The following is a 23,490-nucleotide window of genomic DNA, read 5'->3' as shown; positions in this document are numbered from 1 at the left end:
AAGTCTATCTTTCAAAGCTTTAAAAATAGTTAATTATCTAGCACGGTGGTGTTTTATTGTCACGCAAAATATCACCCGCAAGATAAAGAGAACCACTAATAAGGACAATAGCCTCTTTATATTCCATTTTAATTTTATGCAAAGCATCTTGTAGGTGCGCTTTTGGGGCAGCAGGGATTCCTACTTTTTGGGCTGATTCAGCTAAGTCTGTTGGAGAGATACTGGCATTATTGTCAAGCAGCGGTATCGTATATACTTTATCGACAAGGTTAGCTAAAGGACGAAAATAACCGACAGCATCTTTGGTATTAAGCATGCCAGCAATCATAATAATGGGGCGATCTGTTTTTTTTCTCCATTGTGTAAGTTCTGCCGCAATAACTTTTCCTGCAGCAGGATTGTGACCACCATCTAACCATAAATCAATATCAGGAGATAGTTGATCAACCAAAAGTCCTTGGGTAAGATGCTGCATTCGTGCGGGCCAATAAATATTTTTTAAAGCGTCATTTATGGTTTGTTCTGAAAGTTGAAAACCCGCTTGATAAACTGCTTCAAGAGATGCACCAGCATTGGCAACTTGGTGGTCTCCAATAAGGTTAGGAAGGGGAAGATCCATGAGACCTTGATTGTTTTGAAAAACCATACGTCCATGTTCTTTATAACTTTGATAATCTTGATCAAAGAGAGCATAAAATGCTTTATTTTTATTAGCAAGGGGTATTAAAGTAGCAAGAGTTTCTTCATAATTTTGCTTCCCAATGACTACAGGAACGTTTGGTTTGATAATCCCTCCTTTTTGAAAAGCGATTTGAGCAATTGTATTTCCAAGAAAGCTCTCATGATCATAATCAATGGGCATAATAAGCGATACAGCTGGTTTGTTAACGACATTGGTAGCATCAAAACGTCCTCCCAATCCAACTTCTAAAATGACAACATCAGCTGGATGTATACTAAACAACATAAAGGCAGCGGCTGTAAAAATTTCAAAAATAGTAATCGGCTCTTGACGATTTACTTTTATAATTTCACGGATTGTCTCAGCCAATTGGTTTTCTGTAACAAGTTGACCACCTCCTTTTTGACCTAACCGGCAGCGTTCATTCCAGTTGACGAGATGAGGTGAGCTATAAACATGAACGCGGTATCCTGCACTTTCCAAAAGAGCACGGCAAATTGCTGAAGCAGATCCTTTGCCATTTGTTCCAGCGATGTGAATAACAGGGGCAAGTTTTAAATGTGGGTTACCAAGACGCTCTAAAAGGTGAACAATACGCTCTAAAGAAAGATCAAATTTTTTCGGATAATTTTTTAGTAAATCATCCACCACCCTTTGTATTTGACTTTGTTGCATAAACTTAAGCTGCTTTTGTCCTAGAAAGCGATGTTTGAGAGTCTGTTGGGGATGGATCGGAAGGGTTAAAAACAGCAGGGCGTTTCATCATCAAGCGTAAAATACGCGCAATTGTTGTTTTCATTTCTAAACGCGATACAACCATATCAATCATACCATGTTCAAGCAGATATTCACTACTTTGAAAACCTTCTGGTAGGGTTTCGCGTATAGTTTGTTGAATCACACGTGGACCAGCAAAACCAATCATAGCGCCAGGCTCGGCAATGTGAATATCACCAAGCATGGCGTAAGAAGCAGTAACACCACCGGTGGTTGGATTAGTCAGCACAACAATATAGGGAAGCTTTGCTTCTTTCAACATTTCAATCGCTACTGTTGTACGGGGCATTTGCATCAACGAGAGTGTTCCTTCTTGCATGCGTGCACCACCAGAAGCAGCAAAAAGAACCAGCGGACGCCTTTCAGCAATGGCAGTATCAAAAGCTTTGATAATAGCTTCTCCTGAAGCCATACCAAGTGATCCACCCATAAAGGCGAAATCTTGAACAGTTGCAATAATTGGCAAACCCTCAATCGTACCACGTGCACTTAAAATATTGTCATCAACCCCAAGTTTAGAACGATAATCTTTTAACCGGTCAATATAGCGTTTTTCGTCACGAAATTTTAAAGGATCTGTTACAACTTTTGGATTTTCAAGAGCTGTATAAACACCATCATCAAAAAAATGCATGAGACGATTTTTAGCACTGATACGCATATGATGACCAGAATTGGGAGCTACAAATTGATTAGCTTCCAGATCTTTATGGAAGACCATTTCACCACTGGTAGGATCTTTAATCCATAGATTTTCTGGAATTTCACGGCGCCCCAATATAGAGTTAATTTTAGGACGAACATAATTTGTAATCCAGTTCATCTTTATAACCTTCCTTTAAATATTGTGCATCTTTTGCATGATTTGAAAGAATATAGAACTTAAGCAGTCACATTTGCTTTACCGGTTGAACAAAGGAGTCTATTTAATACTTTTATCAGTGTACGTATAGCTTGTTTTTTAATTTTTAATTTTTCCCATATTATAACAATCATATGCATCATGAAGAGTATTCCCTATAATAAATTTCTCATAAGTTTTAAGAACTTACATGTTTGTATTTTTTACTTTGGTGTTAAAATTTACTCCTTGCGATGGTTAACAAACGCCTTATTTTTTAATAAAAATGAATATCCAATTAATCATTCGTATCAACAGTTTTGAAGAAAAGAAACCTTATAGTATAAGGCGCTAACAAGGCTAAAATAATCCATTAAAGATAATGAATACAATAACGCTATATTAGCGAAACGCTAACATCAGAGCAAGATTTTTTTCAAAAGGTTTCTTTAAAGCGCACGCTTTTTACAATTAAAATAGAATACGCTCAAAATACCATTATATTACTCATTTACGCGCTTGTTTTACACAGATATCTTTCAATAATTTCCAAAACTCTCTTATGAAGAATATACACTCTCCATGAATGGTATAAAAGACATTATGCTATCCGTTTTTACTGAAATAGAAGGTACAAAGCGGCACCATCATACTCTTTTTCAGTTTTCAATGCGACGATAATGTTTGCATTAAGAGGATTCATATAAAGATATTTCACGCCTTTTTGAAAGTACTTTTATCCGCACACCACCTCCGTTTATGACATTTCAACAAACGATTTCAATTGATCCAATATGAATAGGATTAAAATGAGAAACCCTCATAATATTTAGGTTTTTCACTCATGTTGTGAAACGATAAGTTATCATTATAAATCAATATATTGCTTTAATAAAAGATAAAGCATAAAATTTTATATTATGCTTTCTTTGGCTGGCAAGTTTTATTAACCTTAAAGTCAAGGAACACTATTTTTGTGTAATGCGTGCTATGGTCTTTTGGGAAAGCATTTTGTGTAAATGTGTCATAAAGGCGGCGGCAAAAAGCGGTGTTGCTAGATTAATAATAGGAATCGAAACAAAAATCGCTATCAATAATCCTGCGCCAAAAACTGTTGTGTAATGAGTATGTAAAAAAGCACGCGCATTTTGCTCTGTTCGAAAACGGTAAGCCGCAAACAAGAAATATTCATGACCGAGCAAATAACCATTAATAAGATAAAAAGCAATTAAATTAATACCTGGTATGAAGAATAAAATAAAAGCAATTCCATTACCAAGAAGGCTTAAAATAACAAATTTAAAGGAAATGATAAGAGAACGCTGAAACGGCAAGGCTTGTCCAATAGGCTCGTTTGGGTAATCCTCCTTTTCAATGATTTCAGCAGCAGAGTCAATGAAAAAACCACCAATCATAGCTGTGATGGGTGCAATCAAAAAAGCCAACAAAAGAGCCAACCCAAGATTAAAGATGATAAGCATGCTAAAACCAATCCATCCCGCCCAACTAGGGAGTCCAGGAAGAAATTGAGCAATCCAGGGCCAAAAGTAAGACACAAAAAGTTGGTGCACACATAACCATAAAATGGTGAGAATGAAAAAAGTAACCCCCAATGCTTTCAGTATCATAATACGATATTGCGAGGTCAGAAGACGTTGTAAAGCACGATAAGCAGCAGTAAAAATCATAGATTAATAAACTAAGGAAAGAAGCAAAAAAACAAGAAATATATTTAAAGTATGTACAGTGTAATTTTTTCTTTCTTTGAATTACAAGATTTTTTTCAAGAACATTATAAAAAACGGTTAAGGTTTCTTTGTTAAAAATAAAGTTTGAATAAATAGAAATTTTGATTTTTAAAAACAAAGAAGAATTTAAAAAGTAGCTGTTGTAGAAGAAATTTTTAGTATTTTTGTACATAGTGTAGATTATTGCGTTTATATGATATATGTAAAAAATTAAGGAATAAGAACTATTTGGGAGAAAAGTTGTTTACTTCTATTTATTCAGTAGAGTTATCTAACTTCGTTTATCTAAGTGCTTAATTGTTTTGCACAATTCCTAAAATTCTGTACTTTTCTACTATTTGGCGGCATGCTTTTGCCTCTCGCTTTCAAAAAAATATTGAGTTCAATGGAATAGGGGTAACGTAGTAGCTCCGTAGATATTCTAATTTTGGGCAACAGAATGATTAATATGATAGAAGTGGAAAAAATAAGCTTAGGCGATTGACTGTCAGATCCCATAGAAGAGCAGTTTTTTGAGAAGAAGCAAAGAAAGGGAGAAACCACGGATGCTTAAAAATGATGAGATTTTGAATTTTAAAAGCCATAAGTGCAATGAAGTAAGCATTCATTGAAGCACTTTTCATACAAGTGGTGCACTGTATCAAATAATTTTTAGATAATAACACCACTAATTTATCGAAGAGAATTGATCATTTTCAACTTGAATAAAATCCCAAATATAGAAATATTCTTTAATTTCAAAGACTCTATTCAACATCAAAAAATTATTTACGTACACATTATAGGCGAGACCAATGTATGGATACAAAGCTTTCGATAAAGGAATAAAAATGCTTCTCATGAAACATCACAATGTGAAGATATCATGGATAAAATTCTAGTCTTTGTGGTCTTGGTATTCTGGAGAGAGGACACAGACATTTAATCTTAAAGACCGATCACTGAGGAAAATAATAAAGGCTTCAGTTTCATAAACTTATAGACAGTGGTACAATGAATTTTGTCTACATTCTTTATGAGCGTCAGCATGAAGTATGCTTAAAATTGCATTGAGATGTTATAATATCATTGATTTATACATTATTTTTCATAGCGAATAAGAGCTCAAAATAAAGTTGTCATATTTTCTCATTAGCTGCTCTCATCATGAAACAATCAAAATCATTTATTTGCATATCATAAATATGACCAATATGTGGATAAAAACATTGAAGAAAGAAAATGCTTTTTATAAATTTTATCCATTACAAGAGCTTTGTCAAAATTGATGGTAGCCAAAGTGAATGATAGCTTGTTTTTTTATAAGCTGGCGAGACAGTGGTGCAATAGATCCTGCTTTTATGAAGGCTAGGGTGAGATAGGATTTTTTAAAAAAACATTTCCCAACGGCTCATCACACCCATTTCGCAACAGCGTTTGTGAATGGTATATGGGTAAAGCTCTCGTGAATAATATAAAACTTATAGGGCATCACTAACTTTACGCTTAATAAAAAGAGCACGTTGGCACCATCATCCTCAGTGTTGTCCGAGACAAGCCCTTGGTTCTTGAGACGGTCCATTATAAGCGCTTTTAGTTCTTTCTGAAACGTTTTGTATTCATACAGTTATCCTTGTTTACAACGTGCAAGAAAATGATTTTTATTGATTCAACATGAGAGAGATTAGGAATGAGAGAATCTTATGATATCTGGGATTCTAATTTAATATGAACAATGCGATATTATCATTATAAACCAGAAATATTATATACTAATTGAGATGGATAGACACATATTGTCAGTTCTATTTTATAAGGTGTTTTAATATCAACGCGTTTGAAGAGTTCTTATTTGCAAAGGGGTATATTTTCCTCATGAGGAGTAGGTGTTTTGGGGGCAAAAAATGATACAATCACGTTTGCTAATTTTTGCGCTACGTGTTGTTTACTCATATGGGGCCATTGTTCAACTTTTTTTCTACTTACGAGATAAACTTGATTTGTATCAGCACCCATGACACTTGTACCATCTAGTTGAAGAGAAATATCATTAGCAAGAATGAAATCAGCTCCTTTTTCAACACATTTTTTTTGCGCATTGGCAATGATATCACATGTTTCAGCAGCAAAACCAATGACCAATGAGGGGCGGTTTGGAGCGTGTCCAATCGTTGCTAAAATGTCAGGATTTTCAACCATATGAAGGGATGGTGGTATTTTATGAGCATTCTTTTTAATTTTGTGTAAAGACTGCGTTTGACTGCGCCAGTCACAAACAGCGGCAACAAAGATAGCACCATCAGCAGGCAATGCGGTTTGAACGGCTTGTAACATCTGTTGTGCTGTTTCAACATGAATGGTTTTTACTTCTTGTGGGTCTGCAAGATTAACAGGTCCACAAATAAGTGTTACTTTTGCACCCAAATGCGCAAGAGCGGTTGCGATGGCATGGCCTTGTTTACCTGAAGACCGATTAGCAATATAACGCACTGGATCAATTGGTTCATGGGTAGGGCCAGAGGTAACGATGAAATGGCGGCCAAAGAGAGGTTTTTCATGCACATTCAAAAGATTCTCTATAGCAGCGATAATAGTTAAAGGTTCGCTCATACGTCCATATCCAATCTCGTCACGTTCAGCCATCTTTCCGATTTCTGGTCCGATGATATGAACGCCATCTGCGTGCAATTGTGCAACATTACGAATAGTTGCTGGATGCACCCACATGGACGGATTCATGGCGGGTGCAATCAAGAGTGGACAGCGTGCTGCTAAAAGGACACAATCAGCCAGATCATCTCCTATGCCATTGGCTATTTTTGCAATGCGGTTGGCTGTAGCAGGAGCTAAAATAATCAGGTCAGCATCACGTGCTAATCGGATATGTCCGATATCGTGTTCTTCTTCACGTGAAAATAAATCAGTATATACAGTACCACCGCTTAAAGCTTCAGCGGCTAAAGGCGTAATAAACTTTTGCGCTGCTTTTGTCATCACAACTTTTAAATGTGCTCCACGTTCTTGTAAACGGCGAATCAAATCAAGGGCTTTATAGGATGCAATACTTCCACCAATAATAAGAAGGAGAGATTTTGATTTCAATGATTGCACTTCAACAGCACTAGTATGAAGGGGTTGTGTGGTGAGAGGAGTGGGATTGCTTAAAAGGCGTCGAACTTCTTCTTCCATAGAAATACCATTTTGCGCGGCGCGTATGCGTAAAGCTTCTTTGGTTTCAGGAGACAGGTTACGAATGGTAATACTGGCCATAAAATACCTCCAAGAAATAAAATGATTGCAATGATTTCATTGTTGATATTTTTAGCATATTAAGGAGATTAGAAAAGGTGAAAAAAGTAAAAAGTAAGACAAGCGCAACAAAGTGCAATGATGAAAAGACTATAACGACCATAACGGTTTCTGTGACTTTGTTCTACAGCAAGTTGTTTGAGGGTAGCAGGAGAAAGATTAAAACCTGTTTTTCTCATTTGATTGAAATCTTCTTCTATTTGTTGGAAATTTTGAACCAATTGTGGTGTTTTGCGTGCCAGCGAAAGGAGAGCTTGTGCTCCTTCACTAAAGTCTTTTACAACGCCTACGGGTCCTAAATTTTTACTAATCCATTCTTTGACAATGGGTTCAGAAGCTTTCCACATATTAAAAGTGGGGTCTAATGTGCGGGCAACACCTTCCACGACAACCATCGTTTTTTGCAGCAATAAAAGTTCAGGTCGCGTTTGCATGTCAAATAATTCAGTGACTTCAAACAATAAAGTGAGCAATTTAGCCATGGAAATGCTTTGTGCTGATTGTCCGTGAATTGGTTCGCCAATAGCGCGGTTGGCTTGCGCAAAGCTTTCGATATTATGGTGTGAAGGAACATAGCCGGCCTCAAAATGGGCACGTGCAACTCGATGGTAATCGCGGGTAATAAAGCCGTAAAGAATTTCAGCAAGGAAATGCTTTTCTTTTTTGCCAAGCCTTCCTGTAATGCCTAGATCAACAGCAACAATACATCCTTTTTCATCTACAAATAAATTACCAGGATGCATATCGGCGTGAAAAAAACCATCACGCAGTGTATGACGAAGAAAAGATTGAATAAGCGTAATAGCAAGCGCCTTCAAATCAAATCCTGCTTCTTTGAGTTTGGAAGTTTCGGATATTCTTATACCATCAATCCATTCCATTGTAAGAACATTACGTCCTGTCCGTTCCCAGTCAATACGTGGAACCCGAAAGCCTGTATCATGTTGAATATTTTCAGCCATTTCAGATATAGCTGCTGCTTCTAAGCGTAAATCCATTTCAAGTCGTGTTGTTTGTGCTAAAGTATCCACCACACAAACAGGACGAAGCCTTCGAGAGGCAGGGATATAGCGCTCTTGTAAATGAGCAATGAGATAGAATCCTCTAAGATCTTTAGAAAAACGTGCTCTGATATTGGGACGAATAACTTTTACAGCACATTTTTTCTTATGGCCAGTTTCATCACTGTATTCAGCTGGATGAACTTGAGCAATAGAAGCGGCGGCAATGGGGGGATAAAAATTTACGAATAAATCATCAATAGAGCGACCAAGAGAACTTTCAATTTGAGCAATAGCGGCAGTGCAAGAAAATGTTTGGACACGATCTTGTAGCTGTGACAAATCTTCCGCAATATCACGCCCAACAATATCAGGTCTTGTGGCAAGAAATTGACCAAGTTTTATGTAAGAGGGTCCAAGCTTATTAATGGCATATGAAATATTTTCAGATCGCTGTTTCTTTTTTGTTTTGCGTCGTGCTAATGCACTCGCTATACGATGACATAGCGCTGGAAATCCTTGAAGATCATCATGAGGAAGAGCACTTAAAACACCTTCACGTGTTAAAACCCATCCTGCACGCATCAATTGAAAGTAAGGGGAAATTTGCACCATTTTTAAATTTTCCAACCTGAATGCAGCGCTGCAATCGCACCGGTGAGATTGCGGTACGATACCCGCGAAAACCCCGCATGCTTGATCATATGGGAAAAATCATCTTGCTTAGGAAATTTGCGGATAGATTCAACCAAATAACGATAAGCATCGCCATCATTTGCGATAAATTGACCTAGCTTAGGGATAGCATGGAAAGACCAAAGATCATAAATTTTATCGAGCCAAGGCATCTCGACATTTGAAAATTCTAAACATAAGAAACGTCCACCGAGCTTTAAAACACGAAAAGCTTCTCTAAGAGCTTGATCAATATGAGGAACATTGCGAATTCCAAAAGCAATCGTGTAAGCGTCAAAGCTTTGATCTTCAAAAGGTAGATTTTCTGCATTGGCTTCAACAAAATCAATCAGAGGGGCAAGACCATTTTTTTGTGCGCGTTTTTTGCCAACGCTGAGCATTGAGCCATTAATATCAAGCACTGTAGCATGGGCTTTTTGGCGTGAAGCATTAAGAATACGAAAAGCAATATCACCTGTACCGCCAGCGACATCAAGAACTTTCCAATGAGAAAGTGCTGGTGGGGAAAGCCAAGCAATCATGGAATTTTTCCACACACGGTGTAGCCCTAAGGATAAGATATCATTCATCTTGTCATAATTTTCAGCAACAGAATGAAACACACCATCCACCATGGATTGTTTTTGTGTTTCATCTACTATTGTAAAACCAAAAGAGTGCTCCATGCCACCCTTGGTTCCTACACGTTCTGTTTCAATTGCCATGTATATGATCTTCCTTATTTTTCTTTTATCGTAAATGAAATAGAGAGGGAATGTTCAACTACGAAAAAACAACGTATAAAACTACGACGTTTACACAGCCAAAAACAGAAGAGTACCTTTAGATATCAAGATTGGCAACGCTTAAGGCATTGTCTTGAATAAAAATACGTCTAGGTTCAACTTCATCACCCATGAGACGAGAAAAGAGTGAATCTGCATCGGTTGCATCATTAATCTTTACTTGTAAAAGAGAACGTGCATTGGGATCAAGCGTTGTTTCCCAAAGTTGTTCAGCATTCATTTCCCCAAGACCTTTATAACGTTGAAGAGTAACACCTTTTTTACCGTTTGTAAAAATGCTCTCTAAAAGGCTCATAGGACCAAAAATACGCTCTGTTTTATCTTTGCGACGTAAAAGAACAGGAGGATGATATATGTCGATAAAATTTTGGGAAATGCGATCAATTTGGCGTGCGTCAGTTGAATTTATAAGTCCCACATCAAGCGTAACAACATCTTTAACACCACGCAAAATACGCTCAAAACATAAACTTCCATCTGCTGTATATTGTCCACTCCAACCTTGTTCCATATCATCAGCAATCAGATTAAGGCGGTGTGCTGTAGTATCTGCTATTTTTTGCGCTTTTTCTTGTGTTGCAAAGACTTCAAGATTAAAAGCGCCAGCAATTGCTGCTTGTTCAACAATATTACGGTCATAACGGGTATGAAGACCATTTAAAAGTTGACGTAATATACGAGCATCTTTAGCGAGTTGATACAAATCAGCCCCTGCACGAACTTCTCCCGTTGAAAGCTCAAGCGTTGTTTCTTCTAATCCAGTATCGATCAAGAATTCTTCAAACGCTGCTTCATTTTTAATATATTGGGAAGATTTTCCACGCGATACTTTATAAAGAGGAGGCTGAGCAATATAAAGATGTCCACGTTCAATCAACTCGGGCATTTGTCTAAAAAAGAAAGTGAGCAGCAGAGTACGAATATGGGCTCCATCAACGTCCGCATCCGTCATGATAATAATCTTATGATAACGTAATTTATCCGGCGAAAATTCATCCTTACCGATAGACGTTCCAAGAGCTGTAATAAGTGTTCCAATCATATCAGATGAGAGCATGCGGTCGAAACGTGCTCGTTCAACATTGAGGATTTTACCACGAAGGGGTAAAATTGCTTGATTTTGACGTGAGCGCCCACTTTTTGCTGAACCGCCAGCCGAATCCCCCTCGACAATAAAGATTTCTGATTTTGCGGGATCTCGTTCTTGGCAATCGGCAAGCTTTCCTGGTAGAGAAGTGATATCAAGCGCCCCTTTTCGTCTTGTGAGTTCACGTGCTTTGCGTGCTGCTTCACGTGCTGTTGCAGCTTCTACCACTTTACTAATGAGAAGTTTTGCTTCATGAGGATGTTCTTCCAGCCATATTGAAAGACCTTCATTGACCAAACTTTCAACAATAGGGCGCACTTCAGAAGAGACTAACTTATCCTTTGTTTGTGAAGAAAATTTTGGATCAGGAACTTTGACAGAAAGAATAGCTGTTAATCCTTCACGGCAGTCATCACCGGTTAAGTTCACTTTTTCTTTTTTAGCAATACCTGAAGATTCAGCATAGCCATTAATTTGGCGTGTAAGGGCACTTCTGAAACCTATCAAATGCGTTCCACCGTCACGCTGAGGGATATTATTGGTAAAACACAAGACCTTCTCATGATAGGAATCATTCCACCACAGGGCAACATCAACGCTCATACCATCCTTTTCACTTGCAATATAAATAGGAGTATCAAGCAGAGCTTTTTTTGATTGATCAATATATTTCACAAACTCTATTAATCCACCTTCATAATGCAATTCAACGGATTTAATATCAGCATGACGCTCGTCAACAAGAAGAATATAAACCCCAGAATTTAGAAAAGCTAATTCCCGTAAACGACGCTCTAAAGTTTCAAAATCAAACTCAACCATAGTAAAGGTTTCAGAGCTTGGTAAAAATCTAATTTCTGTTCCACTTTCTTGATCGCAATCGCCAACAACTTTTAATGGAGCATCAGCTACCCCGTGGGTAAATGATATTTCATGAATTTTACCATTGCGTTTGATTTGCAATTTAAGCCAAACGGATAATGCATTCACAACAGAGACGCCAACACCGTGTAATCCGCCTGAAACTTTATAAGAGTTTTGATCAAACTTTCCACCGGCATGAAGCTGTGTCATAATAACTTCAGCGGCAGAAATACCTTCTGTTGGATGGATATCTGTCGGAATTCCACGTCCATTATCACGAACAGAACAAGAACCATCAGCATGGAGTGTGACGTTTACAAGAGTTGCATGACCGGCTAAAGCTTCATCGATAGCATTGTCTACAACTTCATAGACCATATGGTGTAACCCCGATCCATCATCAGTGTCACCGATATACATACCAGGACGTTTGCGTACAGCATCAAGACCTTTGAGAACTTTGATAGAAGCGGCATCATAGTTATTGCTTTGTGCTGGTGAGGTTATTTCATCACTCATAAGTTAGTCCATTCCTGTGTTCAATTTACAATATTTTATCCGCTTTTTTTAAAGCTCAATGTTCTGATCAGTTATTTATGGAATAACCACATTAAATATTTACCGTATATCAGATCTAGATTCAATATCTGTCGATATATAATGGAGAGAATGATAAAATGATAGTGTACTGCTATGCTGTAAAACACTAGGGCGGTGATATAAGGCGAATAAACACTTATGACTTATACAAAAAGCTGTTTCATAAACGATGCTATTTACTTTGTTTATTTTTGCATATGCGTAATGTTTCAGAATTAGTTATGCATTTTTGTGTTACACTAATAAAGGTCTCACTTGTTTTATCCATAAATCAATTTTTCAATCCTAATTCTACCATATATTTAAAACAAAGGTTGCGAGCTCTCTAAGCAGTTCAAACTTTTGTATGTTAGATTGAGGCGAAAATATTGTGTATATTGGTTTGTGTCATCTTTAAAATGTGAAAAAAGCTTCATTTGAGGAAAATATAAATGCGTAAATGTAAAAACACGTTTCCACGATCATCTTTTATATTCAACTTTACAATTTAAAAAAACGTCTACGGTGATGTTTTTGAATAATGAGGGTAATGACGAATTATCTTACGCTTTTGTTTCTTGCATTCTCGTGAGGTTGCATCGCTCATTCAAAACAAAACGCCATTGTACTGTTTATTCACGCGCTTTTTTAAGGAGCATCTCTCAATGTTCCCAAACTCATTTTACAACGATGTTTGAATAGTATAACGCAAAATACCCTGTGAATACTACAAGATTTATGTCCCCCATCTTTCCCATCGTGACAATAAAGTGCAAATCAGAATCATCATTTTATTTTTCAGCTCTTAAATGTTGATGCAACCTTAATGTTGAGAAAACCCTCGGCATTTGAGGGGTATTTTTACTCTTTTCTTCAATATATCTATATACTTCCCAGGTTGTGATACGCAAGGAAATGGTCTTAATATTTTAAGGTACGCGGGATATTTTGATAAAATAAAGTGTACCACTAAAGTATATACAGCTTATTTCTTATATTAAAAAATTAAATCGCTTTTCTCTAAAATTACTTTTTATATATTCATTTTGGAAAATTAACATCAGAAATCTAAGCATTTTCAATGGTTTCAAAAATAGCAAGAATTTTATTTATTAAACGCCAGATATTTTGGTGAAGTGCGTTAGATAATAGTTTAGAAGTGTTGCATCTTAGTTTTGAAAAATGGGGGAGAGATTTTGAAAATAAAAAAATCTATATATGTGAAACATCTTCAATTGCGTTTACAGTACTTTTTATTCAATAATCCATACAATATTTTTATTCGTATTTTATTTGTAGCGGGGGGGGTTCTATTTTCCTCTTACGCAGAAGCTGAAAGGTTGCCTTCTTTTTTTGATTCGCATGAACATTTGGTACAACCTGATACAACGGATATCTTTCATTTGCGTTTTGTAACAACTTTTGATTTTCCTCCTTTTAATTTTATTGATCAATCGGGGTATCTTGCAGGTTATAATATCGATTTATTGCGTGCTATTTGCTCAAAATTAAAATTAGAGAAGCTTTGTGAAATAGAAGTGATTCCTTGGAAAGAGCTTGTAGAACATGTTAAAAATGGTGGTGCAGAAGTCATTATTGCGGGTTTAAAAGAAACAAGTAAAACCCAGCAAGATCTTGTTTTTACAAAGTCATATTTGCGCTTTCCAGCGCGATTTGTTGCTTCTCGACGTTTAAATCTCGATGAGCCAATAAGCGATCAATTGATACATTTAACCAGTGGTGTTTTGTCTAAAAGTGTTCACGAAAAACTCTTTCAATATTATTTTCCTAAAGCCAAATGGCAAGGGTTTAAAAAGAGAGAAGAGCTCTATAAAGCATTACAAGAGCGTAAAATTGACCTTATTTTTGATGATGGATTTGCTTTATCATTATGGTTCAAAAAACAAAAATCTGTTGATTGCTGCCATTTTGTTGGGGGGGCATATATGGCGCCACAGTTATTGGGGCAAGGAATGCAGCTTGCTGTTGCAAAAAAGAATGAAAAATTGGTTGATATACTCAATTATGCGCTGAAATCTCTAGAAGAGGATGGTAAACTTACAGAACTTTATTTGCGTTATTTTCCAATAAGTTTTTTTTGATGAGTAGTTTTTTAATTAAGGGCTGTTAATCTTTCTGCGCCTAGTCGATAGGAAATAGCTTCTGCGAGATGATAGCGTGAAAGAGTATCTGATCCGTCAAGATCAGCAATTGTGCGTGCAACTTTGAGAATGCGATGATAAGCGCGTGCGGAGAGGTGCATTTTTTCACTCACATCTCGTAAGAGTATGGTCGCACTTTTATCAGGAATGGCAATCTGTTCTATAATTTTGGCAGGGCAATCGCCATTGGTACGAATATGATCAAACCCCATTGTTGAAAAACGTTTAGCTTGAATGGTACGGCACCGTGCGACGCGTTTGGCAACGTCGCAGCTTTTTTCTGATTGTTCTGGTTGCATAAGGTCCATAGCCGTCAAAGCAGGGACATCAATCCGTAAATCAATTCGGTCAAGCAGAGGACCAGAAATACGGGACTGATAATCGATTTGACAGCGTATCCCTTTAGGGCAAACATGGTCTTTTTCGCCTGCCATACCACAACGGCAAGGATTCATTGCGGCAATAAGTTGGAAGCGAGCAGGATAGCTAATATGGTGATTAGCACGGGCGATAACTGACTCCCCACTTTCTAAAGGTTGACGAAGAGAATCAAGAACCCGTGGAGAAAATTCAGGCAATTCATCAAGGAATAACACACCATTATGAGCAAGGGAGACCTCTCCCGGTCGTCCTTTAAGCCCTCCACCAATCATTGCGGCCATGGAAGCAGAATGATGTGGGGAACGAAAGGGGCAATGAAGTGAAATGGTATTATGAACCGTTTCTCCTGTAATAGAAGCAATCAGAGAGACATCTAAAAGCTCACGGCTATCAAGAGGTGGCAAAATGGAAGGTAAGCGTTGCGCTAGCATAGATTTTCCAGCACCAGGGGGACCTACAAACAAAAGGTTATGGCGTCCAGCAGCACAAACTTCTAAGGCACGTTTGGCTGTTTTTTGTCCTTTGATTTCGCAAAGATCTGGAAGTTCAGTTTCGATAGTATATTGGCGCGGTTGTGGACGTTTTTGAATTTGGGTTCCTTTGAAATGGTTGACTATAGTGAGCAGAGTCTCTGGGGCAAGAATATTTATTTCTGCATTTGCCCATGCTGCTTCAGGTCCACATTGGAAGGGACAAATCAGTCCTTTATCGAGTGATAAAGCTGTCATGGCAGCTGGTAAAACACCATTAACGGCGGTAAGTGAACCATCCAGTGATAATTCTCCTAAAATGACATAGTCTTGAGCTACTTCGGGAGGGAGGATTCCCATAGCAAGCATTAAGCCTACGGCGATTGGCAAATCATAATGCGATCCCTCTTTAGGCAAATCAGCTGGTGCAAGATTAATCGTAATTCGTTTAGTAGGCATAGAAAGTCCACAAGCGTGGAGGGCTGCTTGTACACGTTCACGGCTTTCTGCAACTGCTTTATCAGCTAATCCAACAATAGCCATTCCTATTTTACCAGACGAAATCATAACCTGTACATCGACAGGGACTGCTTCTAGACCGCGAAAAGCAACAGTTGTAATACGTGCGATCATTTATTTATTTTCCCCCTTTAGACTTGGTAGAGACAATCATATCTATTTATAAAAATCAAGAAGCATCTCTATAGCTTTTTTTATAGAGAGAACTATATACGTGGGCAGTTTTTTAGCATTCCCATGGAAAGTCATTTGTACAAATTTAACCATGATGATATGGGACGCAATAAAACATTTATAATAAGCTAAATAAATATGTTAAGAAAAAAAGAATGAGGCTGTTCGTGTTATACAACAGTGCAAAATTTTATGAAAATATAAGGGGAGGATAACGTTATGTATCGCAGAGTGTTATTTGATGTGATAAAACGTGTAAAATGTGCAAAGTAATTATATTTACCTTTCTTATTTTTATATTATTTAAAGCGTAGTAGATGCAAAGTGTATTATAAGGTATCTGATTTTATGGTATACCAGACAAGAATTTTGTTAAAATCAGGGACTGTGCGCTGTGTATTTATAGGCTTGTGTTTTACTTTTTCTTTTCCACAGCCACTTGCTGCATTTGATTTTTTCGGCATCCCTTTTTTTGGTCAAAAGAAAACAAATTCTTCTTCACATTATACCAAAAGTACAGAGAAATTTTATAAAGTTGATGTTGTTGCACCGCCAGGTGCACCATTAGAAGGTATAAAAATAGTTAAATCTGTTTCTTCTCTTGTTGCTGATAAAGAGAAAGCATCCGCCAGTTCTTCTGGTTTGCTCGCCAAGGCGCGTTCAGATTATCGAGCAATTCTTTCTGCTCTTTATGCTGATGGACGCTATGGTGGTGTTATTAGTATTAAAATTAATGGCTTAGAAGTCGCTGATTTAAGTCCGGTAACTCAACTTCCAGCACAATCGAATATCGTTATTACAATTAATGCTGGTCCACAATATGTTTTTAGTATTGCCAATATTGATAAAGTAGCTCCGTTTGAAAAACGTAAAGCGCATAAAATGCCCACAATTGAAGAATTGGGCTATAAATTTGGGGCTATTGCTAAATCTGAAACCATTTTGAAAGCAGAAAAATGGGCGATAGAAGGATGGCGGCAACAAGGTTATGCTAAAGCTAAAATTATGAAGAGTGAAGTCGTGGCTGATCATGCTACATTGCGTGTTGAAGGACGGATTGTTGTTGGTCCTGGACAAAAGGCTTATTATGGTCCTTTAAGTGTGCGTAATATAAGTAAGAAACCACGTGTAGATTCAGCTTATATCGCGTGGATGACCGGATTGAAACCAGGGCAGATATACGATTCTGATGCGTTAGCTAAGGCAAATGAACGTCTTGCGCGCCTTGGTGTTTTTCGTGCTATCAATATACGTGAGGCTGATACTATTAATCTAGATGGTAGTTTACCGCTTGCACTTGTTGTACAAGAACGTAAACCGCGTCGTTTTGGTGTAGGCGGTAGCTATTCAACTTTAGACGGTGCTGGTTTTGAGACTTATTGGATGCATAATAATCTTTTGGGTCATGCAGAGACTCTTAAAATTGAAACAAAAATAAGTGGTGTTGGTAGCAATAAAAAGCAATCATATAATTTTAAAAATTTTGATTATCTTTTCGGTGGTACATTTGTAAAGCCCGGTGTACTCACGCCAGATACAGATTTCAGATCAGAATTAAAAATACAACAAGATGTTTTAGAAAATTATACGACAAAAGCCATCAAAGGAAAATTAGGTATTACGCATATTTTTAATGGTAATCTATCGGGACAGGCTGCTGTAGAAGTTTCAAATGGTTATTCACGTGATATCTATTTTGGGAGCCGTAATTTTACAACAATCGGTTTCCCTAGCGGCTTGATTTACGATAGTCGTAATAATAAGTTTAATGCAACAAAAGGTTTATATGGTGAAGTTTTCATTGAGCCTTTTTATGAGATGCGTTTTAGCAACTTTGTTGCAAAAGTAACAGCAGAAGGTCGTTCTTATTGGGCGTTGGATGAAGGGGATCGTTTTGTTGTTGCTGCGCGGGCAAAGCTTGGTACAATTCTTGGGAATGATACAGCACAAGTACCCGCAAATACGCTTTTTTTTGCTGGTGGTGGGGGCTCTGTTCGTGGTTATGCTTACCGTAATATTGGTATCAAAACAGAAAATGATGGGGTTGTTGGTGGACGGGCGCTTATTGAGGGGTCAGCAGAATTGCGTGTTTCTTTAAATGATAAAATAGGGTTTGTCAGTTTTCTTGATGGAGGTTTAGTAGGGAAAAAGGCGAATTTTGATTTTTCTCAAAAAATTAAATGGGGAGCCGGTATAGGAGGTCGTTATATGACGGGTCTTGGTCCTTTACGCGTTGATTTAGCCTTTCCTTTAAAGAGAGAGAAGGGTGACCCTCGCATTGGTTTTTATGTGGGTATAGGGCAAGCATTTTAATGAAAAAAGGTGTACGTTTATCAGCTTTCTTCTTTGTATTTTTGTTTTTTGGGGTGGGTAGTTTTGTTTTTGCGCAAAGAGGAGACATTCTTCCCTCTAGCGAAATGAAAACAGATGATCGCTCATGGTTTGTTTCTTTAATTGAACGAAAGCTTTCAGCGCCTAATCGTCAAGTTCGTTTACACAATATGCAAGGGACACTGTCTTCTCAAACATCAATTGATACTATTACTGTCAGTGATAAAAAAGGGGTTTGGCTTAAAATTACCAATGCTAAAATGGATTGGAATCGTCTAGCGTTGCTGAGAGGGCGGATGGATATTAACCAGCTTTCGGCAGAACAGGTTACATTTTTACGCAAACCGCAAGGCAATTCTTCTTTTGTTTCTTCCCTTGAGACTGGTAAATTCTCTTTACCAAAATTACCGCTTGCTCTTTCTATCAATACGCTTACAGCTCAACATGTGACATTTGAACAGAATCTTTTTGGTTTTTCTGCTGATATGTCCTTAAAAGGCAATTTCACCTTGGCTGGTGGTAATTTTGATGTCGATATAGCGGCGCATCGTTTAGATGCACCGGGTTCTTTTTCTGTTCTCACCAAGATATCTGATAGTAATCGTACAGCTCAAATTGATATTTCTGCTAACGAACCACAAAATGGTATTTTGGCGAATATTTTTAACATTGAACAACGTCCAGCATTAAGTCTCGTCGTGAAAGGTGATGGTACTTTTGATGATTTGGTTATCAAACTTTCTTTAGAGTCCGATCATCATTCTATTTTAGATGGTAATGTTATTCTTGCAAGTGTTCCAGAAGGACAGAGTTTTTCTACGAAATTAGAGGGAACACTGAGCCCTTTAATACCTGTTCAATATCGTAGTCTCTTCGAATCTGATATAACATTAAAAGCAAAGGCAAGAAGAACAAAAGAAGGTGTGACACACCTTGATCAGATGGTTATTCAGAACAAAGCAATGAATGTTATAGCCAATGCTGAAATAACCGCTGATGGATTCTTGCGACGGCTTTTTGTTGATGGCAAAATGGCTCTTGATAACGAAAAGGAGTCTATTCATTTACCTATATCAGAAGTGCCAAAACCTGCGAATACTCTTGCTTTGAACATTGACTATGGTCGCGAAGGTCAACAATCTTGGAATGGGCGGTTGGTTGTAAATCATTTAAGCAATAAAAATATTTATATTCGCGATGCAATTTTTGATATGGGAGGAGTAAGCGAAAATCTTGATAATGCAGCTTCTCGTCATGTTGGAGTTCAGGTTAAAGGGACGCTTCAAGGGGTTAAAAAGATTAAGGGAGCGTTAGTAGAAAATTTAAGCCAAGCGGTTCATGTGCATTTAGATACGGATATTGTTTCGAACAAACCAATTTTGATTCATGATCTGAGTGTTACGGCTCAGGGTTTTTCTTCTTGGTTAAAAGGGACAATGGAGAATTTTGTTTTTAAAGGCGATCTCGGTTTAAAAGCTCAAACATTAACTCCTTTGGAAGTGTTCAGTAAACAATCACTTTCTGGTAATGCAGATATTAAAGCCAAAGGAACGATCAGTTTATTGAGTGGCATTTTTGATCTCCAATTATCAGGAATGGCTGACGATATGAAAATAGGCGTGCAGTCTTTTGATCGTTTATTCAAAGGAAATACTACTCTTTCAGGTGGCACTGCTCGAAATACAAAGGGCTTCACTTTACGTCATTTTAATTTGAAAAATCAATATACAAATATAGAGGCTAATGGTTATTTTTCAGATGAAAGCGCTAAAATGGATCTATCTGCTCAAATATCTGATTTGTCCAAATTAGACTCAAAGATAAGCGGTGCACTTACAATTCAAAGTACGGCGAGAGGGCGCAATAGCCATATAAAACTAAATACGCGTGCCCATATTTCTGAAGCATTAATTGTAGGGAAGAAACTTCAAAACACAACATTTAACATAGATGCATTTGTAGATAATACAGCACCAGTTACTTCTTTAACAGGGGTGGTAAAGGGTGAAGGAATTTTTGCTAAGAAACCTTTGCATTTATCGGCCTCTTTTGAAGATTCTCATAAAATTCGAAAACTTGAAAATATCGATATTAGAGGGGGAAGTGCAAAAATAACGGGTGATCTTTCTCAACAACTTGGCGGTTTTTTGAAAGGAGCGCTGCATATTGATGCCGATGATATTTCCGTACTTTCAGCGTTATTTTTGCAGGATGGTAGTGGAAAAGTAAAAGGAGATTTTATTTTTGATGAACAAAATGGCAGACAAAAAACCAATGTGAAGGCGCATGTTAACCATTTGAATTTTTCCAAGAATAAAATAAAAAAATTGGCAATAGATGCTGACATATTCGATCCTTTTGGCATGACTCAGTTTGAAGGAGTTATCAATGCAGAACATATTCAAACACCTTTGGTAATGGTCAATCGTTTAAATGCTCACGCTGATAGGAATAATGGACAAACGGTTTTTACTGTCCAGGCGATGTTGCATGATACTCTCAATACAAGGCTTTCTGGTCGTTTAATGGTTGAGGAACTTCCAGAAAGTATAAAACGAGAAGTGCAAATTGAAGCTGTGGACTTAAAACAACATACTTTTCATGCAACATTGCCGAAGCCATCTATAATTTCTTTTGATAAAGATGGAATGACAATCAATGAATTAGGAATTGCAATAAATGGGGGCAACATCATCTTAGCAGGAAATATTCAAGATACCCTGAATTTACAACTTACAATGAATGCCCTTCCTGCTACTTTAGTCAATTTGTGGAAATCCGATCTTGGTGCAGCAGGGAGTGTAACAGGGCAGGTTATGATTCGTGGTCATTTAAAAAAACCTGATATAACTTACGATATAAAAGGTGAGGGACTGACAACCGTTGCTTTTCAAGATAAAAAAATTATGCCTTTTTCTCTTTCTGCTACGGGAAACACTGTAGATCAAAATCTTACTTTGAATGCAAATTTAACAGGAGAAGGAGTACAAGCACAAGCTCAGGGGCGTGTATCTCTAGAGAAAAATGCGCTTGATCTTCATATTAATTTGCAAAATTTATCTGCACGTTTGGCGAATGGTTTTATTGCAGGACAAGCGCTTGATGGGACAGTGATAGGTAAAGTTGATATTGGTGGAACAATGAAGGATCCATCTGCTCATTTTGAGCTTTCTAGTCAAAATTTAACCGCTATGACGCATAAAGGACCGATGTCAATCAATATAAATGCTCGTGGTTCTTATAAAAAATCGACATTTCATATTGAAAATATGATAGCTACTGGAGATAAAGGATTAGATCTTTCCATCCATGGGCCTGTATCTCTTAATGGTTCAGAGGCAAAATTAAACGTTAAAGGGATAATGCCTCTTGATTTTGTTAATCTCTTATTAGCTAAGCGTGGTGCACATATAACGGGTACAGCAAGAATTGATACAGCTCTTAATGGGTCATTATCAAAGCCACAATTAATAGGAAATATTTCTATAGGCGACGGTAGCTTTTTTGATTCACAAACAAATGTAGGATTAAATAATATAACGATTGAAGGCAAATTGAAAGGTGATCATATCCTTATAGAAAAAGCTTCAGCTTCTTCGTTTGAGGGGGGAGGAATTTCTGCTTCAGGTCGTATCTCTAATGGTCTAGAGACAGATTTGATATTTCATCTTGATAATGCCAATTATAATGATGGTTCTATGATTCTGGCAACATTATCAGGTGAGATGACAATGACAGGTCATTTTTTAAATAGTCTTGTTCTTGGTGGTGATATCATCGTTGAAAAAGCTGAAGTTTTTGTTCCTGATCATTTTAAAAATGCCAAGTTTCTTGATGTTAGAAATAAGAATTTAACTAAATCGATTCAAACAACACTTGAACGTGCTGATGTTAAGAACACGAACAAAAGCAAAAGCCGTATAGTTACACAAGAATCTTCATCTGTCGTGCTATCAAATATGCGTATTACAGCACGCAATCAATTTTTTGTACGCGGAAAAGGCTTAGATGCTGAACTGGGAGGACGCATTAATCTAGCAGGTCCATTGAATGATGTGCATCCAGTTGGTGAATTTAGAATGATTCGTGGACGTTTTGATATCTTGTCGCAACGTCTTAATTTTGATCAAGGACAAGCGAGTTTTAGTGGTAATCTTAATCCTACGGTTTATTTTGTAACCAACAATAACAGTGGTGATATTCGCGTCACTGTAACTGTAAGTGGGACGGTTGATAATCTTGATATTAATTTTTCATCACAACCAAATTTGCCTCAGGATGAGATTTTGGCGCGTTTGATTTTTAAACGCTCTCTTAATGAATTATCACCATTTCAGATTGCTCAACTTGCAGCAGCAGCGGCTGATCTTGCAGGTAGTTCTAATACATCTTTGTTGAATACTTTACGAACTAAAATTGGACTTGATGATCTTGATGTTATCGTTAATGAGAAGGGGAATACAGGCTTACGTATTGGACGCTACATACACAATAATATTTATTTGGGTTTTGAAGCAGGGTCTGATGGAACGACGAAAGGGACAATTAATTTAGATATTTCGCGTCATCTCAAAGCTAAAGGTGCCATAGGAAATGAACAAAATTCTAGTATAGGTCTCTTTTATGAAAGAGATTATTAAAGATTGAATTTAAAAAAAACAATTTCTTCGTTTTTTGTCTCTCATTTCTAAATCTGAGGAAGGAGGCATAGACTAGAAATCCTATAAAAGAAGAAGCTTTTTGTTGAGGCGTGAAGAGATATATCTGAAATATTTGATTTTTGTTATGCTATTCTCTAAAGGGACAAAATCTTCACGAAAGATAGTATGTTATTTTGCTGCTATATATTTATTTTAGAGAAATACCTTACCTTGTTTTCAAGCCCATATCGTGCTGTTGCCTAAAGAATGGAGTGTGTGCAATATATTGATTTATAAAGATAATTTATTGTTATTCAACGTGAATTAGAACTTTGAATATCGTACGAATCTCTTTCGTATTGAATCAATAAAAATCATTCGGCTTGTATGCTACAAGCGGAGAATCCTGTGTGGATAAAACTATTAAGAAATAACTAAAAATGCCTCTTATGAATCATCTCGAGA

11 protein-coding genes are annotated in these 23,490 nt (G+C 37.2%); 3 read left to right on the top strand and 8 right to left on the bottom strand.

Annotation, left to right across the window (positions count from 1 at the left end; translation table 11 throughout):
- Positions 1–37: 37 nt before the first annotated feature.
- The 7 genes from ACFIMM_RS01770 to gyrB all read right to left on the bottom strand — a co-directional run bounded on the left by ACFIMM_RS01770 (position 38) and on the right by gyrB (position 12,288).
- Positions 38–1,357, bottom strand: a complete 1,320-nt coding sequence (locus ACFIMM_RS01770) for a bifunctional folylpolyglutamate synthase/dihydrofolate synthase (protein ID WP_375675477.1) — start codon at positions 1,355–1,357, stop codon at positions 38–40.
- Between the two features lie 4 nt (positions 1,358–1,361).
- On the bottom strand, positions 1,362–2,282 hold the full coding sequence (gene accD / locus ACFIMM_RS01765; protein WP_375611366.1) for an acetyl-CoA carboxylase, carboxyltransferase subunit beta: 921 nt from the start codon (positions 2,280–2,282) through the stop codon (positions 1,362–1,364).
- Between the two features lie 986 nt (positions 2,283–3,268).
- Positions 3,269–3,988: a sulfate transporter family protein gene (locus ACFIMM_RS01760; RefSeq protein WP_375612793.1), complete on the bottom strand. Its 720-nt coding sequence runs from the start codon at positions 3,986–3,988 to the stop codon at positions 3,269–3,271.
- A gap of 1,887 nt (positions 3,989–5,875) precedes the next feature.
- Positions 5,876–7,297, bottom strand: coding sequence for a bifunctional phosphopantothenoylcysteine decarboxylase/phosphopantothenate--cysteine ligase CoaBC (gene coaBC / locus ACFIMM_RS01755; protein ID WP_375668161.1), 1,422 nt, complete (start codon positions 7,295–7,297; stop codon positions 5,876–5,878).
- 68 nt (positions 7,298–7,365) lie between these two features.
- On the bottom strand, positions 7,366–8,952 hold the full coding sequence (ubiB, locus tag ACFIMM_RS01750; RefSeq protein ID WP_375611369.1) for a 2-polyprenylphenol 6-hydroxylase: 1,587 nt from the start codon (positions 8,950–8,952) through the stop codon (positions 7,366–7,368).
- 2 nt (positions 8,953–8,954) lie between these two features.
- Complete coding sequence (gene ubiE, locus ACFIMM_RS01745) at positions 8,955–9,737, bottom strand: bifunctional demethylmenaquinone methyltransferase/2-methoxy-6-polyprenyl-1,4-benzoquinol methylase UbiE (RefSeq protein WP_375612796.1); 783 nt, start codon at positions 9,735–9,737, stop codon at positions 8,955–8,957.
- Between the two features lie 118 nt (positions 9,738–9,855).
- Entirely contained in the window at positions 9,856–12,288 is a 2,433-nt protein-coding gene (gene gyrB, locus ACFIMM_RS01740; RefSeq protein ID WP_375611371.1) for a DNA topoisomerase (ATP-hydrolyzing) subunit B, read from the bottom strand.
- Positions 12,289–13,544: 1,256 nt separating this feature from the next.
- On the opposite strand from gyrB, the gene ACFIMM_RS01735 reads away from it, so the two are divergent.
- Positions 13,545–14,450 carry a transporter substrate-binding domain-containing protein gene (locus tag ACFIMM_RS01735; protein ID WP_375682591.1) on the top strand — a complete coding sequence of 302 codons (906 nt, stop codon included), beginning with the start codon at positions 13,545–13,547 and terminating at the stop codon, positions 14,448–14,450.
- 11 nt (positions 14,451–14,461) lie between these two features.
- Here the strand turns inward: ACFIMM_RS01735 and ACFIMM_RS01730 are convergent, their stop codons facing one another.
- Entirely contained in the window at positions 14,462–15,994 is a 1,533-nt protein-coding gene (locus ACFIMM_RS01730; RefSeq protein ID WP_375612798.1) for a YifB family Mg chelatase-like AAA ATPase, read from the bottom strand.
- Positions 15,995–16,402: 408 nt separating this feature from the next.
- Here ACFIMM_RS01730 and ACFIMM_RS01725 point away from each other — a divergent pair, with 408 nt between their 5' ends.
- Positions 16,403–18,367 carry an autotransporter assembly complex family protein gene (locus tag ACFIMM_RS01725; RefSeq protein ID WP_375628501.1) on the top strand — a complete coding sequence of 655 codons (1,965 nt, stop codon included), beginning with the start codon at positions 16,403–16,405 and terminating at the stop codon, positions 18,365–18,367.
- The gene (locus ACFIMM_RS01720) at positions 18,367–23,025 is read left to right on the top strand and encodes a translocation/assembly module TamB domain-containing protein (RefSeq protein ID WP_375682590.1); all 4,659 of its coding nucleotides are present in this window, start codon (positions 18,367–18,369) and stop codon (positions 23,023–23,025) included. Before ACFIMM_RS01725 ends, ACFIMM_RS01720 begins: the two co-directional genes overlap by 1 nt.
- Positions 23,026–23,490 lie beyond the last annotated feature (465 nt).

It is taken from the genome of Bartonella sp. AP258QHHD (assembly GCF_042196145.1).
Classification (GTDB): Bacteria; Pseudomonadota; Alphaproteobacteria; order Rhizobiales; family Rhizobiaceae; genus Bartonella.
Note: the sequence above shows the minus strand (reverse complement) of the source record. Positions and strands in the feature narration are given on the sequence as shown.